Consider the following 16,589-nt stretch of genomic DNA (forward strand, 5'->3'; position numbering starts at 1 on the left):
AAGTAAATTCAGGATGGGACAAATTATATTGGGCATTTCGGCAAAAATGGCCAGCCGTTCCGCATTTAAACTGTCACCCCATTTCGCTTTAAAGTGACCACCTGTTTCGGGGCAAACTGGCCGTTCCGATTTTTTGATCAGCTTTTTTCGCAACTGGCTTTCGGGAATAATTTTTCAATTTCTGCACAAAATAAAGGATCCTGGGAGCATATCTACTATTCGGGATGGACTACGGTCACTTCGCTGTTTTGAAGGGGGGGTATGGCCTTTTTTTACGCGTTCCAGTACCTGCGAATGGATTTTGATCGCTAGAAAGGTCTGAATTGAGGATAAATCCGGCAGTAAGATGGATTAAACCGAAAAGCCCTGAGGAAAATGGATTTAGATCCGAAGTGTATATTTGTTCAGAGGGAAAGGAACTGAGATGTGCATCATCCGATAATCAAATTGGTGGCCAGTTTGGCCCGAAACAGAGGGGTCACTTTCACCGAAATACACAAACTGATCGAGCAAAACATAATTCACCAAGCTTAAGAAGAAAAGCTACTTTAGCCGCTTCCTTTCCAATCCAAGAACTCCTTGCCTTTAAAAATGAACTTAATCAGGTCCATGATAAACTTGCTGTTTTAACCCAGCAGGGCCTGTACCTGAATATTTTCGAAACCCTAAAAAGATAGAAACCAATACCAATGAGATCAAAGAATCAACCGGATTTGTAAAAAACATTTTTGTAAAAGAAAAAGTAAAACCGACAAAGGAGAAAGTCCCCAAACAGGAAATTATCGATAGCTTTAAAATTAAATATCTGAAATCAATGAAAAAATAAGGATGAGTAAACCGCTTTTTTTAAGAGCCAACCCGCCATCCAACCTGCCCAACATTGGGCAAGGATAAAAAAACTATGTCCAAACTTGTAGAACAATCAATCCTGACCATATGGAACCATTCGGCTTTGAAAAACTACCGGAAGTCATCCGCCAAATCTTCGAAAAAATTGAACGCATCGAATCAATAGTTGAACAGCTTAATCCCAGCGATGAGGATAAAGATGAACTCTTCAACATTCAGCAGGCCGCCGATTACCTGAAAGTCTCCGTACAATCAATTTATGCCAAGGTCAGCCGGCTCGAGATACCCGTGCGGAAGCCCGGCAAACGCCTCTACTTCAGCAAACAGGAATTGCGCAGTTGGGTAGATAACTCCAGGAGAAAAACCGCAGCTGAACTCATTAACGAAATTAAACAAGGCACGGTAGTAGAAACCAGCCGAATGCTTTACTGAACAAAAAAGAACTGAAAACAAAAATAGAAACAATGCTCCGTGAACTTCACAAAACCTCGCCAGGATTCAAACCCAGGTAATATTTACAACATTATTTTTAACAACTGATCTTTTTAGCTAATTTTCCGGTCTGATCCTATGAACGCCGCAAAAGACATACTTGTAAATTCGAAATTGATAAAGGAAATAGTCAAAAGCTATACCCCCCTTGACTATACCCCAAAATTAAAAGAACTGCTAAGTAGCATCTATCCTGCTAAAAACCTGGACAATTTTTGTAAAGTAGATCTGCATAAAAAAATCAATGATCTGATTATTGATAGCTATGAAGGTGAACAAGTGCTGAAGTACCGCTTGTTTAAAGCATTTCAGCATGAAAAATTAGTAGCTGCCTACGAGATAAAGGTTAAAAACAGCAGAGTTGATTTTCTAACGATCAATGGACACACCACTAGTTTTGAGATCAAATCCAACCTGGACAATCTGGATAAACTGGCCAAGCAGTCGGATGATTATATCACAGCATTCGAGTTCAACAATATCGTGATCCATGAAAGGCACCTTAACCGTTGCATCAATATTATACCCAACAGTGTTGGAATTATCACGGTAGACAGAAAAGAGCATCAAATTATCAGAAAACCTGTTTTTAACAGGAACCTGCATGCCCGAACCCAACTTGAATTATTATCAAAAAGAGAACTAGGCAAATATTATGGTTCGACCGATACCTCTGACATTCTTGAGAGATTTGAACCGGCAGCAATCAACGATCTTTTCAAATTGGCACTGAAGGACAGATACAGGATCAGATGGAATTTTATAGTTGAAAATGCCGACGATATTTTACCAATTGATCTTCAGTTTTTCTTCAACAAAACCATCAAGCCCGATTATATCTACAGTTAAGGCAGAAAATAACCTGAAAGGATTTTCATCTTGATGCAATGCAGATAATGTTCCATCGAAATCCTTTTGAATTTCGCCTGGCTCTTTCCGCTTTCCCTGCCACGCTCAATATTTTCGATTATCTGCCAACCTTTGTTTTCAGCACCCAGGTAATCCAACCTGGAGGACTGCATCCTTGATGCAGCATCAGAGCCGATGACATCCGGCACAATGATATATTCAAAATCTTCCAATTCCCTAGCCTCAGAGCCTTTGAAGCCATAAAACCTATTTTCCACCGCGTCATAGAAAATAAAACCCGGACTGATGCCTCCACCGTCCGTTACAGGATCTTTTTTGATTCCAGCATAATCGGCAAAACTGCCGGCAGCAAAATTTTCAAAGACATTCATCAGCGAGTTATCGACAATGGATAAACAGGCCCCATGATCAAGTTCAAAGTTCTTGATGGTATTCTGGATAGCGCTTCTGATGAGCACAACATTGCATTTATCAAATGTTTTAAGGTGATCAAGCATATCCTCAATCATCTCTAACTCCTCCTGTACCATCGGGTTATAATCCTCAAGATCAACAAACAGATAATCATCTTTTTGCGCAATCGCCGCAATCTGACTGATATCATTGAAAAACGTAAGTTCCGAGGTCCTAAAAGCCAAAATACCGAAGGTAGATCTCAGATCAGCTTCCTGTATCCTGATGGAATTGGGTTCTCCGGTTCTCTGGGCATAAGTACTGATCACGGGAATGATCTTATCACTCAGTGGAGAAAGACTCAATAAATAATCGGTCCTTACCTGCCTATTTCCAATGACACCGCGGAGAAATTCAATAACCTCCTTTTTCATTTTGGTTGACAGTTTAAGGTGAACAGGCAGATCTACAAATACCTTGTCGCTGTTGATCGAGCGAAGTGTCGGCAGGTAGACATCAGGAAACCGTTTAGGTTCCCGGGCTTTCTTAGCCTTAGCACCGGGTTTCGGTTTGGGCGGAAGACGTTCAAATTCTTTAAAGATTTCAACATAAGGATAGATATCTTCCCCGAAATCAAAGGAGGTCAAAACTTTTTTTTCTTCCTGTCTTAATCTCAGAATTGGAATATACACTGGAGTTTTCATGAGCGCTCAGAATTGGTTAACTAGTATTCAATAAAATAATCGAGGTTAATTCTTATCTTGAGATTAGCCCCAAAATGATGGGGAACCTTTTGTAGGTTCTGAAGTCTTCCCAGGACAATAGCAGGATGAATAGAGTAGGTTTTGGCAATCCTGCGAATAGTCCTTTCATCATATATATCATCCATTTCATCAATGAAACTATCCGGCAACAGCCAGTCCCGCGCAAAATCATTGGCCTCTTTTTCCTTTTCCAGATTATTGTCAACCCCTTCAAAATCTTCAATAAACACATCTTTTTTTCCATGCAGCAGGATATGCCCGGCCTCGTGAAAAAAAGTAAACCAAAAATGATCATTGGTTTTATAACGGTCAGTGATCTGGATAAGCGGTGTTCCGCCAACCCATCTCGCTGCCCCGCTTATGGGAGCCTTTGGTAAACTATGAGAGTATATCAGTGCAACACCGGCAGATTCACATAATGTCTTCAACAAATAGGGAAAATCCTCAGGCTGATGGGCAATCAGATTTCTGATTTCTTTCAACTTCAATTTAAATGTATCCTTACTAAATTCAGGAAGAGCCACATTTCTTAATCTTAACTCTCCTATCCTCAGCCATGCCGCCATACTACTGAGCAACGAGGAATGCCTGTCACTTTTGCGGAAATCCGCATGCACATAATCCTCGAGGTACACCTTTTCCCACTGGATAGGAGATGCTACGCCGTAAAACTGTAGACACTCCTCTGCCATTTTAGTACCGATCTTTTCTGATTTGATATATCCGAACTTCTGGAGTTCCCTTATGGGCTGTTCTCTGAGCCAGCCCAGACACTGCTCCAAAAATTCTTCCTGTTCAATCCTAGCCAGCTTTTCCCTGTAATGCATCTCTCTATTCAACCAGAACTGCATATCTATTCCAAGAACTTTTTCCAATTGCATGGCCGTATTGACCGTAATGGGGGCTTTACCGGAAATAAGATCATTTACTTTGGCCGGGGTCTTACCAATCCTCTCCGCTAACTCCGCCTGGCTCATCTTTAAATACTCAATTGTTTCCAATATCGTATCGCCCGGTTTTGTCAATAATTCTCTTTCTATTCTACTGTTGGTGTTCATGTTTCTGTAGTTGTGGATTAATGGTAATCTGTCGTCTCTATAATCCTTATATCAGTGACTTCAATTTTATTGATTTCACCATTGTCTTTCTTAGGTACTGGATCGTGATCAAGTTCAAATATCATCCGGTGGTTGGGTGAGATATTCAGCGCCCACTCCCCACTGCGTTTTCCCGATAACGCATGACAGTTTGCGGCAGGGATCTGGCAGAGCACCTCCAGATTTGGAGATGCAATAATATCATCCAATCTACTCTGAACTTTTTTGGCCCTAACGCCGAATGCCTTCGTGATCTCAGAAGGTGAACTTAATTGCTTTTTAATCTTATTCGAACTATAGGCTATCTCCATTAGTTTAAATTTATTTTTATTACCTAAATTCGGTAATAATATTTTACAAAGATATATAAGTTTTTATAAACTCCAAATGATTAGGGATTTAATAGATCAGATGTTCTTGCCGATCGGTTTTAACAGCTGAAAGAATGGTTGCCAGTTCTCAACCGGCAACGATCTTCTCTTCATTTTTATGGAGAATAAAAACACCTTTCCTAACACCGGGCATTCCATTTTCTTCTCCACCGTTCTTTTCTTCCACCTCATTTTCTTCTACCTGAAGCAGGTTTTTATCCGCAGCGATCCGTTTGGACTTATCCACGATCTTCGCATACACCTCGGTATTCTTTAGCACCCGGTGCCCCAGCATTTTAGATACCGTATAAATATCCGTCCCCACCTCCAGCTGCAACGTCGCAAAGGTATGCCGGAAACTATGGAAAGTGATGTTCTTATCAATCCCCGCATCCGAAAGCCATTTGGTAAAAAAAGACTTCAGCCTGCTGTAAACAAGCCCCGGAAAAAGCAACTCTCCTCCAGCCCCTCTATCGCCCAGGTAACTATAAGCCTGATCAGAAATCGGAAGCACCTCTGCACTTTCGGTCTTCTCCTGCGAAAACTGGATTTCAAAACTCCCAAACCTGCCCCTGATATTAAACCATTTCAAGGTCGAAACATCCGACCAGCGAAGTCCCGTTAATCCTGAAAACATAGCCGCACATTTCATCAGTTCAGAATCCGTAGCCGTATTGGCCAGCAGCCTAAACTCCTCCATCGTCAAACGTTCTTTATGCGTCTCCTTTGGACGGATAGGATCCACCATACTGTGCAGATCGATCGGTATCAAACGCTTTCTGTACAACACCCGCAGCACTGCCCTGAATTTGGCAAAATAACTCGCTGCCGTATTTCTTTTGATCGGCCTGCCGTACCGCGCTATACCCGGACCACTGAGCAAATAATTCTTAAAATCCTCACAGAGATAATCGGTCAGTTCCGGCAGTATAATCTCCCTCCCACAAAAGGCAATAAAATACCGCAGGGACATTTCCCACTGGTCATGAACACCCTGCCTCCTTTGCCTGGCCACCTGCCGGTACACGTCGATGAAGCTCGCTTCCCTTTCATGCTCCGATACCAGCCCAAAGCGCCTGTTCTGGAGCTCAATCTGCCGCTGGGCACACACCGTATTGGCCGTAATCAATGTCTGTTTATTATGCTTGCGCTGAAAGTCGTCTTCGGGTTTGGTGAAAAGATATAACTTCAGACAGACAAAACGGGTGCTCTTTCCCGTTGCAGGATTTAAAAGTGGTGGATAGTAATCCAAAAAAAGCGTCTGTCTATTGTTCCTGAGCGCTTTCGCTCTAAGTTTTACGTTGGACATATTTAGTTTTATAATTGGTTAGACAGGCATATTCTCAATGCCTTTAAATATTATTTAATCATTTATATTTCCACTGATCAAGATAAATTTGATTCAACGGAATGGGTAGAAGATGGCTGGCCAGCTTCCCATAAGGAATGGTATTTTGTGGAGCCATAAAAATGCTAAAAGCAAATATATTTTCAAAGCAAAACGACCATAAAAACAAACACAAGTAACTGAATAACAAATCATTATTTCCACAATTATTCAAATTTTACCGTTATTACCATACTGCTTTTTAGCGGTGATTTTCATTCACCGCTCATTAAGCACAGTTCTCCCATTTACCAAAATTCTCCAGCTCCGTGCTAACGGCTGTTTTCCGGAATGTAGCGGCACTCCTCGAACATTTTATCGATAAAGCTTTTCAAAATGATTGTTTTCTTTGGTGAGGGCCTGATCACGGTTAGCTTGCCTTCCTTAATTAATTTGTAGATAGCATTTTTAGAGCAACTCAGATATTTAGCTGCCTGCAGTACATTAAAGACCTGGTCTTTGGGATTACTGTTCATAAAATATTTGGTTAAGATTAAAATTTATCCGGCATTACAATGCATTCAGCGCGCATCTTTCGGGATTTTGTCTACCGCCCGTTTCAGAAAGTATACGTATTGCCCCACCCGCAATTTGGGCACATTCCGCCTCTTAAAGATGGCGTACAAGAGTCCCCGCTCCTTTCCCAGGAGCTGAACGCATTCTTCTATTGAATAGCAGTCGGATATTCTGATCGGCTTCGAAGCCAGCCGCTGATTGGCTCTGCGTTCCCCATCCAGCGGATCTGCCCTTGGGGCCGACTTCTGTTTATAAAGCCTGTCGACCGCATCTTTTGGGATCAGAATCTCTTTACCGACTTTGACCTTCTTTATCCCGCTCCGCTGCAGCATGGTATAGACCGCTTCCCTGGATTTTCCAAATAAAGCAATGACCTGGGCGGTCGTATAATAACTCACTCCGGATTCATCATCCTTCTTTAGTGTTTCAGCCGCCTTTTTAGCTACAGTTTTCAGCCACATCTGCTGGTCAAAAAGAGAGAGAAAATCTTCACGTAAAACCACAGTTTTGCGCGTGTGTATCTTTGCGGCCTTCAGCGCTCCGCTATTGATCATTCCATAAACCGTTCCCCTGTGCGAGCGAAGCAGCCCGGCAACTTCAGCCACCGACAGCACCTCCCTTTCCAAATGTGAAACCTGATATTTAAAGCCCCGGGATACAGTTTCAAGATCAGAAGCCTGTACCTTATCCGCTCTGGATTTGGATTTATAGTATCTGGAATTACATACTTTGCCACAGAACCTCGTCACCGTCTTTTTGGCGATGAAAGTCTGGTTACAGTGCTCACATTTCCTTAAAATTTTCAGATTACTGCTCATAAGTTAAGTCACCCATTTTCGTGCTTCATCGTGCTTCCATGTGCTTCGATGTACAGTTAATACTCGACATCGAACATACAATGCACTATCTAGTTTCACTTGTCAAAAAAAGCTACAGAAACGCAACAAAACTATGGGTAACAGGGGCAAATTACAGAAATAACGGAAATAAAAAAATCGCTAATTATTTAATAATTAGCGATTTAATTGTCGTTATTAGTCAATAGTGGACTAAATCCATAGGATTACTTGCCGATACAAAACTTAGTAAAAATATTCTCTAACAAATCGTCCGTAGTTACTGTCCCGGTTATCTCCCCAAGGTAATGTAAGGCCTGTTTAATATCCATGGCCAAAAAATCGGAAGTAACCGGATTATCTACATTAGCCAATACCCTTTGCAGCGCATGTTCCGTTTGTTTAAGGGCTTCTACATGGCGGATGTTAGTCACTAAGGTTTCACTGGTATTAATATGGTGTAGATTAACCTGTTCCAGCAAGGTTGTTTTTAGTTCATCAATGCCCTGTTTCTCTTTAGCAGATATAAAAACAGCATTTAAACCTTCAAAAGCTTTGCGTTGATCAGCAGAAATCAGGTCAGCTTTGTTTACCAGAATGAGATAAGGAATAGCCAGTTGATCTAAGCCCCTCACCTGTTCTTCAATTTCAGAAATACTTTGAGCAGCATCGGCCATATAAATAATCAGTTTGGCCTGTTTCATTTTCTCTAAAGTACGCTCTACGCCTAAAGCTTCAATAATGTCGGCTGTATCGCGGATTCCGGCGGTATCAATAAAACGAAAAACAATGCCGCCAATGGTCAGTTCATCTTCAATGGTATCGCGTGTGGTACCTGCAATGTCTGATACGATGGCGCGTTCTTCATTTAATAAAGCATTAAGTAAAGTAGATTTCCCCACATTAGGTTTACCCGCAATTACAATCGGCACACCATTTTTAATTACATTTCCCATTTCGAAAGAAGAAATCAGCCGTTGTAAAACGTAATTGATTTTGTTCACCAGGTTTTTCAATTGCTCTCGGTTGGCAAACTCTACGTCTTCTTCGGCGAAATCGAGTTCAAGTTCAATCATTGAGGCAAAATGAATCAACTGTTCACGCAGGCCTTTTAATTCATTGGCAAAACCGCCACGCATCTGCTGCATGGCCACATCGTGCGAAGCTTTCGAATTTGAGGCAATTAAATCGGCCACGGCTTCAGCCTGACTTAAGTCGAACGCACCATTTAAAAAGGCACGTAAGGTAAATTCGCCGGGTTTGGCCGCACGTGCCCCCTTGCTGATTAACAGGTTGATAATCTGCTGGATAATATAATTAGACCCGTGACAGGAAATCTCTACCACGTTTTCTTTGGTATACGATTTCGGCGCAACAAACAAACCCGCAACCACTTCATCAACAATATGATCGCCATCTTTAACCAAACCAAAATGTAACGTATGGGTAGCCTGCTTTTCTAAATCCTTTCCTGCAAAAACAGTATTAGTAAGCGAAATAGCATCTGGACCGGATAAACGGATTACGCCAATGGCGCCCGATCCTGAAGGAGTAGATAAAGCAATAATGGTATCTTGATCGTTGTTCATGTGTTGTATTAAAGCTGCAAAAATAAGCCTAATCTGTCGGTATATCGTGTAAGGGAAGTAATTTTTTTCGGGTTGGGTTATTCGTTCATCGGTCAATAGTTTGATAGTTGATAGCCTAGTGGTTAATTTGTAACATTCGATTCATTAACTCCGGACTACCGACTTCGGACCTTTTTTATAATAAACCGTTGGATTGCTTTCCTAACAACTAAAACCTTAACTTTCTAAACTTCTTAATGGTCAGTGATTAACTATTTGTAATACTGATCTATAAGCCCTTCGAATCCGCTACCATAGACAGAATCCATTAGCGCGACCGTCATTCCCGCGCAGGCGGGAATCTTAAAGCGTTTGCATTACGATTCCCAATCGAGTTGGGAATGACGATCTCGCGCAGCCTGCCATTTTACCAAAAAAATCTGTCTTTATATTGATTTTATGAAATAATTATCCCTCAGGGTGACACACCGAGGGAAAATCAATTAATCGACTCCAAACCACAAACTCCCAACTCAAAACTGCTTATCTGTTAATCTACTTCGGACTCTGGATCGCTGACTTCGGACTTTTGACGCTTAACACAAAGCGCAATACACTAAACACCCAACATCATCCATCCTACCAGTTCCGTTTTACATCGCACTAAAACTTTTTCACAACGAATGTGTTTAAATGCTAATCAGATAAACTTTTTTTATGACTAACAATTTACCCCTAACCGTTAAACGATCTATTGAATTATTGGGTCTTATGGCCATTGTAGCGGTGATGGTGATCGGTAGAGACATTATTATGCCAATGTTGATGGCCTTTTTCATCAGCATTATGCTGCTGCCTGTTTACCGCTTTTTAAAGAGAAAAAAACTTCCTGAAACCCTGGCCATTATTCTTCCGATCTTACTGGTTGCGCTGTTTGTGGCCCTGATAGTATGGTTCTTTTCTAACCAAATTGGCATGTTGGTGAAAGATTTTCCACAGATTAAAGCAAATGTAACACAGCACATTAATTCTTTAAGTGATTGGATCAGCCGCATTACCCATTACGATGATAAACAGCAAAAAGCTTTCATAAAAGACAAAAGTGATGACCTGATGAATATGGGAACTTCGCTTGCAGGAGGTGCCGCAGTAACCTTAAGTGGTATTTTTGTATTTATTGGTCTGCTACCAATTTACATCTATTTGATGCTTTTTTATAAAGACATTTTATTGCGTTTCATTTTTATGTGGTTTAAAACCGATGACCATCCTAAGGTGAAAGAAGCCATTTACGAAACCGAATCGATTATAAAAAGTTACCTCATTGGTTTGTTGATCCAGATTACCTATATGACCATTTTATTGGGTGGAATATTGATGTTAATCGGTATTAAACATGCTTTATTAATCGGTGTAATTTTCGCCATCTTAAACCTGATCCCTTATGTTGGGGCTTTAATCGGTAATGTAATCGGCGTATTATTAACCCTTACCTCCTCACAGGAATTATGGCCGGTAATTACCGTTTTAGGCGTAATTGCTTTTGTTCAGTTTCTGGATAACAATATATTAATGCCGCGCATTGTAGGTTCTAAGGTTAAAATAAATGCTTTGTTCGCCATCCTGGGGGTATTTATAGGCGGAAGTATTGCAGGCGTCTCCGGGATGTTTCTCGCATTGCCTATTGTGGCGGTGCTCAAAATCATCTTCGACCGTACCGAATCATTTAAACAATGGGGTGTACTATTGGGCGATGAGCGTCCGGCCAAAAGCCCGATGATGTTCCCTACTTTCAGGAAAAAGAAACCTGTTGCTATGAAATCGGGGATTGAAGGGAAATAGTCTTTAGTCCATAGTCTTTAAATAGAAATAAAAAAGCATCGCTGGATTAAACCAGCGATGCTTTTTTATTTTTTACTGTCATTCTGAACGCAGTGAAGAATCTTTTTGCTAAAGAGTTTTGTAGATCTCTCCATTCCGTTGCACTACAGTCGAGATAACGTATATTCCACTCCAAGCGCTATCCGCTAAACGTTCCCCCCGTCATCCATCTCATCTCATCTCTTCCATCTTACATCCTCTCCGGCGAAGTAATCCCTAAAATCAACATCCCTGCATTTATAATGTCAGCTGTTTTTTTGCTCAGGTTTAAACGGAACTGTTTTACTTCACCTTTCTCTGTTTTTACGATCGGCGGTACCTCATGGTAAAACTTATTGAACAGTTTTGCCAGTTCGTATAAATAATTGGCCAAACTCGCCGGACTATAAGCTTTAGCAGCAATCGCAATTTCTTCAGGGTATTTAGCCAATTGTAAAATCATTTCCAATTCTACATCGCTAATTCCGCCAAACTCCAAACGCCCAACGCTAAATTTATAATCAGATTTGCTTAATAAAGATTTAATCCTCGCATGCGTGTACTGGATAAACGGTCCTGTATTTCCCTGAAAATCGATACTTTCGGCAGGATTGAACAATAAACGTTTCTTCGGTTCAACCTTTAAAAGGAAATATTTTAATGCACCTAAACCGATATTTTTATAAAGTTCTTCTTTATCTTCTTCGCTAAAATCGTTGGTTTTACCCAATTCTTCCGTTTTCTCACGAGCGGTTGTTACCATGCTTTCAATCAGTTCATCTGCATCAACAACGGTTCCCTCACGACTTTTCATTTTGCCGTTCGGTAAATCAACCATTCCATATGATAAATGGTATAAACCTTTCGCCCAGCTTTTGCCCAGTTTCTCTAAAATCAGGAACAAAACTTTAAAATGGTAATCCTGCTCGTTACCAACCACATAAATCGACTCATCCATATTGAAATCATCGTGTTTCATTTCTGCGGTACCCAAATCCTGCGTAATGTAAACCGAAGTTCCATCAGCACGTAAAACCAGTTTCAGATCTAAACCATCAGCAGTTAAATCAATCCATACCGAACCATCTTCCTTTTTAAAGAAAACGCCTTTGGCCAGACCTTCATCAACCGTACCTTTTCCTAATAAATAGGTATTGCTTTCGTAATAGAATTTATCAAAATCTACGCCCAGGTTTTTATAAGTCACATTGAAACCCGCGTAAACCCACTCATTCATCGTTTTCCAAAGCGAAACCACTTCCTTATCACCCTGCTCCCATTTCAAAAGCATTTGCTGTGCTTCTTTGATTAATGGCGCGTTTTTCTTCGCTTCATCTTCCGTTTGTCCTTCTGCTTTTAAAGCGTCTATTTCCTTTTTGTATTCCTTATCAAAAATCACATAGTATTTTCCAACCAAATGATCGCCTTTCAAACCAGTACTTTCAGGTGTTTCGCCATTGCCCCATTTTTGCCAGGCCAGCATCGATTTACAGATGTGGATACCACGATCGTTAACCAGGTTTACCTTAACCACATCGTAACCATAAGCTTTTAACAGCTCCGAAACCGAATAACCCAATAAATTATTACGTACGTGGCCCAAATGAAGCGGTTTATTGGTATTTGGCGAAGAATATTCTACCATCACCTTTTTACCATTCGGTGCATATACACCAAAATCGGGTTTTAAAATTTCTTCGTTAAACTGTTTAAGGAAATAACTTTCGGCAATACTTAAGTTCAAAAAGCCTTTAACCACATTAAATTTGGTTACATCGGCTACATTGGTAACCAGGTATTCTCCAATTTCGTTTGCAGTCTGCTCTGGCGATTTCTTCGAAATTTTGGTAATCGGAAAAACAACAATCGTTGCCTGTCCTTCAAATTCCTTACGGGTATCTTGTATGTTGATTACACTTTCAGCAACTTCTTCTTTATAAAGTTCAAGAATGGCTTTCTGTGTTGCGGCAATAATAAAATTCATGTGCCAAAAATAGAGAAAAAAGTCCGAAGTCAGGAGTCTGAGGTTGGAAGATTTTTTAGCTAAAATTTTAATTTTCGCCGTTTTTAAAGGGTTAGGAAAGCTATGCAATAAAAAAGTCCGGAGTCGGAGGTCCGGGGTCGGAAGACAGGATGCCTATACAATAGATCTCATTGGTCTTCTAAATTTTCCATCACTTATTTTCAAACTATATCTTCTGACTTTCGGACCCCAGACTTTCGGACGCTCAAAAATTTTAATATTTCACTTAAAACCTCAATTTTCAGTATTTTTAAGAGGTTTGGAAAGGTGCTGTAGTGCTTATCGGTGCCGATAGTCCTTCTTTCCGCTGTAGTCCCGATTGAAGGAATCGGGAGCTGCCGCTACAATAAGGTTTATTATATTTAGTTCTGTGCAATAAAAAAGTCCGGAGACCGAAGTCCGAGGTCGTAAGACAGGATGCCTGTAACATAAAACTGATTAGGCTTCAAAATTTCAGACTTCTACTTTCAAACTATATCTTCTGACTTTCGGGCCCCGGACTTTCGGACTCTCAAAAATTCTAATAGATTTGTAACAACTAACTTATTTATGAGCGAGCAGAATCAAAACTTTAAAGTGAGCGTAAACACCGAAATCGGCAGGTTGCGTAAATTATTGATACATAGTCCTGATAGTGGATTAGGCAAAGTAGTACCTTCTAAAGCGCAGGATTGGCTTTTCGAAGATATTGTACATTTAGACACCATCCGCAAAGGCGAATACGATTACTATATTAAATTGCTGATGTATTTTCTTGATCCTGATAAGATTAAAGGAAAACTGGCCGAAATAGATTCAGAAGCGTCTGAACGTAATTTCTATAAACCCAACCACCCTGATTTCCACAATTCTAAATCCGTAATCGAGATCCAGAATTTGTTAAGCGAAATGCTGGAAAATGAATCGATCCGGAAAAAACTGGTTGCAGCAGTTTGCGCCATCGAAGGCTGTACTTATAAAGTGCAGTTAGAGTTAACCAATACCGATCCGAAACAATTGGCAGAGATTTTTATCTCCGGAACATTGGCCAACGATACGATGATTTTTGCACCGATCCCGAATTTAATTTTCACCAGGGATGTGGGTACAACCATCAATAACCACATTTTATTAAACAAACCGGCAAAAAAAGCACGTGTACGCGAAACGCTTTTAATGCGCTATATTTTCTTCAACCATCCGTTATTCGAAGGCTACAGAAATAACATTCTGGAAATCCCTGATGTAACCATGCACTTCTTACGTCCCGGCGACGAACCTGCTTTCAGTACCACTTTGGAAGGTGGCGACGTGATGATGGTAAGTCCAAACCACGTATTGATTGGCTGCAGCGAAAGAACTTCAGAGCATGGCGCCAACGAAGCGATTAAATTATTATTCGATCATGATGTGGTAGAAAAAGTTACGGTGGTAAAAATACCAAGCAAACGCGATTATATGCACCTGGATACTGTTTTTACGCAGGTGAAACGCAATACCTGGGTAATTTTGAATTCCATTGCACATTCTCCAAAATACAATCCTTACGAGCCGATCAACTTTTTAAAAGAGCCCGAAAAACTCGAAGCAACTACGGCCATTCAGTTTACAAAAGCCAATCCACAGGAGCCGAAACATTTCGAACATGTAGAAGCTTTGTTGAACGATATTAGTCAGAACGACTTAAAAAGCACTGAACCAACAAAGATCATCTACAGCGGAAACAATCAGTTCCCTTACGATTCGCGTGAGCAATGGACAGATTCCTGTAACCTTTTAGCCATTAAAGAAGGTGTGGTTTTAGGTTACGACAGGAACGATAAAACCGTTGAAGCTTTTAAAGCTGCCGGATTTGACGTGGTAGATGTGAAAGATTTAATACAGGATTTAGAAACTGGTAAAGTTAGCGCCGAAACCATAACCGATACCCTGATTTTAATGCCTTCGGCAGAATTATCCCGTGCACGTGGTGGTTTCCATTGTATGAGTTTGCCGATATTTAGAGACAGTATTTGAGGTTTAAGGCGTAAGGTATAGGGTTTAAGGTTTAATTGCCTATATATAAATGCTTTATATTTAATGAACACTTTTTTAGGCGGTATGCAACCTTAAACCTTACGCCTTTTACCTTTTACCATTATGCAGACTACCAACCATATCCTCATGATCCGCCCTGTTGATTTTAAGTTCAACGAGCAAACGGCTGGAAATAATAAGTTTCAGATAGCCTCTACCGAAACCAATGTACAAACAGAGGCCTTAAAAGAGTTCGATGCTTTTGTTGATCTTTTGCGTAAAAATGATGTAGATGTAACCGTAATAGATGATACACTGGATCCTGAAACGCCCGATTCTATCTTCCCGAACAACTGGGTTTCCTTTCACGAAGATGGCTCGGTATACCTGTACCCGATGTTTTCAGAAAACCGAAGGTTAGAGCGCCGCAGGGAAATATTGGATGGACTGAAAAACAAATTCGAAGTAAACCACATTAGCGATTTAAGCTTTTATGAGCACCAACACGCTTTTTTAGAAGGTACAGGAAGCATGGTCTTAGATCGTACCAACAAAATTGCCTATGCCTGTTTAAGTGTTCGTACCGACGAGGAAGTGCTGAACAATTTCTGCATGCTTACGGGATATGAGCCAGTGGCTTTCCAGGCGGTTGATGCTACAAACTTCCCGATCTACCATACCAATGTAATGATGTGCATCGGCGACCGCTTTGCGGTGATCTGCCTCGATTCCATTAAAGATCCTGAGGAAAAGTTAAATGTAAGTATCAGTTTAAAAGGATCCGGAAAAGAAATTATAGAGATCAGTTTAGAGCAGATGAACAAATTTGCGGGCAATATGCTGCAGGTATCAAATATGGAGGGTGAGAGTTTATTGGTGATGTCTGAACAGGCTTATTTATCATTAAATGCAGCGCAGATTACATCACTGGAACAGTACAGCAGAATTATTTATGCACCACTTTATACCATCGAAAAAAATGGTGGTGGCAGTGCAAGGTGCATGCTGGCGGAGATACATTTACCAGGTAAAGATTAATTTCCCGCCATGGTTCGTGTCTTCACGAACCATTTTTATTTTTGCCACGGAAACACGGAGAACACGGAAAATAATATCCTAATTTTATATTTAAATGGAATCGGATTTAACAGAAAAGGAATTGAGGCTTGCTGATTTTATGAGTGAAATTTCAGAACGTTGTTATGCCGCTGGCTGGATGCAGAACCTTGAATATATTTTATGGCATGCTGTAACATATGGGCACAGGAAATATGGACAATCTTACATTACAGAAAGTGATATTGAAACACTGATTAAACTTTCGACAGATGGAAATACATGGATCGTATACGATGATGAGAAAGGGGAAACAGCCTTGAGTTTAAAAGAATGGGCTGAAAAATTTAAAACTGACCTTGAGAGAAACGAAGCAATTATTATAGGCTAACAAAATTTCCTTCGCCGTGGTTCGTGTCCCCACTGACCATTTTTGTTTTTGCCACTGAAACACGGAGAACACAGAAAAGATTTATGCTGGCGGAGATACATTTGCCAGGTAAATTAGTTTT

General features: G+C 40.6%; 14 protein-coding genes. 6 read left to right on the plus strand and 8 right to left on the minus strand.

Annotation, left to right across the window (positions count from 1 at the left end):
* Positions 1 to 936: 936 nt before the first annotated feature.
* Both U859_RS0129855 and U859_RS0129860 read left to right on the plus strand, forming a co-directional pair.
* On the plus strand, positions 937 to 1,281 hold the full coding sequence (locus U859_RS0129855; protein ID WP_025146868.1) for a helix-turn-helix domain-containing protein: 345 nt from the start codon (positions 937 to 939) through the stop codon (positions 1,279 to 1,281).
* 138 nt (positions 1,282 to 1,419) lie between these two features.
* Entirely contained in the window at positions 1,420 to 2,190 is a 771-nt protein-coding gene (locus U859_RS0129860; protein WP_025146869.1) for a sce7726 family protein, read from the plus strand.
* On the opposite strand, the gene U859_RS0129865 is transcribed toward U859_RS0129860, so the two are convergent.
* From U859_RS0129865 to mnmE, 7 genes are all read right to left on the minus strand, one after another.
* On the minus strand, positions 2,187 to 3,308 hold the full coding sequence (locus U859_RS0129865; protein WP_025146870.1) for a beta family protein: 1,122 nt from the start codon (positions 3,306 to 3,308) through the stop codon (positions 2,187 to 2,189). The two genes, U859_RS0129860 and U859_RS0129865, sit on opposite strands and share 4 nt — an antisense overlap.
* 20 nt (positions 3,309 to 3,328) lie before the next feature.
* The gene (locus tag U859_RS0129870; protein WP_025146871.1) at positions 3,329 to 4,426 is read right to left on the minus strand and encodes a HigA family addiction module antitoxin; all 1,098 of its coding nucleotides are present in this window, start codon (positions 4,424 to 4,426) and stop codon (positions 3,329 to 3,331) included.
* A gap of 17 nt (positions 4,427 to 4,443) precedes the next feature.
* Positions 4,444 to 4,776 carry a killer suppression protein HigA gene (locus tag U859_RS0129875; RefSeq protein WP_025146872.1) on the minus strand — a complete coding sequence of 111 codons (333 nt, stop codon included), beginning with the start codon at positions 4,774 to 4,776 and terminating at the stop codon, positions 4,444 to 4,446.
* 148 nt (positions 4,777 to 4,924) lie between these two features.
* Positions 4,925 to 6,145: a tyrosine-type recombinase/integrase gene (locus U859_RS0129880; protein ID WP_025146873.1), complete on the minus strand. Its 1,221-nt coding sequence runs from the start codon at positions 6,143 to 6,145 to the stop codon at positions 4,925 to 4,927.
* Positions 6,146 to 6,495: 350 nt separating this feature from the next.
* Positions 6,496 to 6,699, minus strand: coding sequence for a helix-turn-helix domain-containing protein (locus U859_RS0129885; RefSeq protein WP_025146874.1), 204 nt, complete (start codon positions 6,697 to 6,699; stop codon positions 6,496 to 6,498).
* 45 nt (positions 6,700 to 6,744) lie between these two features.
* On the minus strand, positions 6,745 to 7,557 hold the full coding sequence (locus U859_RS31445; protein ID WP_025146875.1) for a helix-turn-helix domain-containing protein: 813 nt from the start codon (positions 7,555 to 7,557) through the stop codon (positions 6,745 to 6,747).
* 245 nt (positions 7,558 to 7,802) lie between these two features.
* A complete protein-coding gene (mnmE, locus tag U859_RS0129900; RefSeq protein WP_025146877.1) occupies positions 7,803 to 9,164 on the minus strand; it encodes a tRNA uridine-5-carboxymethylaminomethyl(34) synthesis GTPase MnmE in 1,362 nt (453 codons plus the stop codon).
* Between the two features lie 696 nt (positions 9,165 to 9,860).
* Between mnmE and U859_RS0129905 the strand changes: the two genes are divergently transcribed.
* Entirely contained in the window at positions 9,861 to 10,985 is a 1,125-nt protein-coding gene (locus tag U859_RS0129905) for an AI-2E family transporter (RefSeq protein ID WP_025146878.1), read from the plus strand.
* A 229-nt stretch (positions 10,986 to 11,214) separates the two neighbouring features.
* On the opposite strand, the gene argS is transcribed toward U859_RS0129905, so the two are convergent.
* The gene (argS, locus tag U859_RS0129910) at positions 11,215 to 12,987 is read right to left on the minus strand and encodes an arginine--tRNA ligase (RefSeq protein ID WP_025146879.1); all 1,773 of its coding nucleotides are present in this window, start codon (positions 12,985 to 12,987) and stop codon (positions 11,215 to 11,217) included.
* A gap of 588 nt (positions 12,988 to 13,575) precedes the next feature.
* On the opposite strand from argS, the gene U859_RS0129915 reads away from it, so the two are divergent.
* From U859_RS0129915 to U859_RS0129925, 3 genes are all read left to right on the plus strand, one after another.
* Positions 13,576 to 15,021 (plus strand): arginine deiminase family protein, encoded by a 1,446-nt coding sequence (locus U859_RS0129915; RefSeq protein ID WP_025146880.1) that lies wholly within the window; start codon positions 13,576 to 13,578, stop codon positions 15,019 to 15,021.
* Positions 15,022 to 15,144: 123 nt separating this feature from the next.
* Positions 15,145 to 16,059, plus strand: coding sequence for a citrulline utilization hydrolase CtlX (ctlX, locus tag U859_RS0129920; protein ID WP_025146881.1), 915 nt, complete (start codon positions 15,145 to 15,147; stop codon positions 16,057 to 16,059).
* 94 nt (positions 16,060 to 16,153) lie between these two features.
* On the plus strand, positions 16,154 to 16,468 hold the full coding sequence (locus U859_RS0129925) for a hypothetical protein (protein WP_025146882.1): 315 nt from the start codon (positions 16,154 to 16,156) through the stop codon (positions 16,466 to 16,468).
* Positions 16,469 to 16,589: the final 121 nt, after the last annotated feature.

Source organism: Pedobacter jeongneungensis, from assembly GCF_000633455.1.
GTDB classification, from domain to species: domain Bacteria; phylum Bacteroidota; class Bacteroidia; order Sphingobacteriales; family Sphingobacteriaceae; genus Pedobacter; species Pedobacter jeongneungensis_A.

Coding starts and splice junctions, on each gene's coding strand:
- U859_RS0129855 (WP_025146868.1), top strand. CDS start 937: ATGGAACCATTCGGCTTTGAAAAACTACCGGAAGTCATCCGCCAAATC.
- U859_RS0129860 (WP_025146869.1), top strand. CDS start 1,420: ATGAACGCCGCAAAAGACATACTTGTAAATTCGAAATTGATAAAGGAA.
- U859_RS0129865 (WP_025146870.1), bottom strand. CDS start 3,308: ATGAAAACTCCAGTGTATATTCCAATTCTGAGATTAAGACAGGAAGAA.
- U859_RS0129870 (WP_025146871.1), bottom strand. CDS start 4,426: ATGAACACCAACAGTAGAATAGAAAGAGAATTATTGACAAAACCGGGC.
- U859_RS0129875 (WP_025146872.1), bottom strand. CDS start 4,776: ATGGAGATAGCCTATAGTTCGAATAAGATTAAAAAGCAATTAAGTTCA.
- U859_RS0129880 (WP_025146873.1), bottom strand. CDS start 6,145: ATGTCCAACGTAAAACTTAGAGCGAAAGCGCTCAGGAACAATAGACAG.
- U859_RS0129885 (WP_025146874.1), bottom strand. CDS start 6,699: ATGAACAGTAATCCCAAAGACCAGGTCTTTAATGTACTGCAGGCAGCT.
- U859_RS31445 (WP_025146875.1), bottom strand. CDS start 7,557: ATGAGCAGTAATCTGAAAATTTTAAGGAAATGTGAGCACTGTAACCAG.
- mnmE (WP_025146877.1), bottom strand. CDS start 9,164: ATGAACAACGATCAAGATACCATTATTGCTTTATCTACTCCTTCAGGA.
- U859_RS0129905 (WP_025146878.1), top strand. CDS start 9,861: ATGACTAACAATTTACCCCTAACCGTTAAACGATCTATTGAATTATTG.
- argS (WP_025146879.1), bottom strand. CDS start 12,987: ATGAATTTTATTATTGCCGCAACACAGAAAGCCATTCTTGAACTTTAT.
- U859_RS0129915 (WP_025146880.1), top strand. CDS start 13,576: ATGAGCGAGCAGAATCAAAACTTTAAAGTGAGCGTAAACACCGAAATC.
- ctlX (WP_025146881.1), top strand. CDS start 15,145: ATGCAGACTACCAACCATATCCTCATGATCCGCCCTGTTGATTTTAAG.
- U859_RS0129925 (WP_025146882.1), top strand. CDS start 16,154: ATGGAATCGGATTTAACAGAAAAGGAATTGAGGCTTGCTGATTTTATG.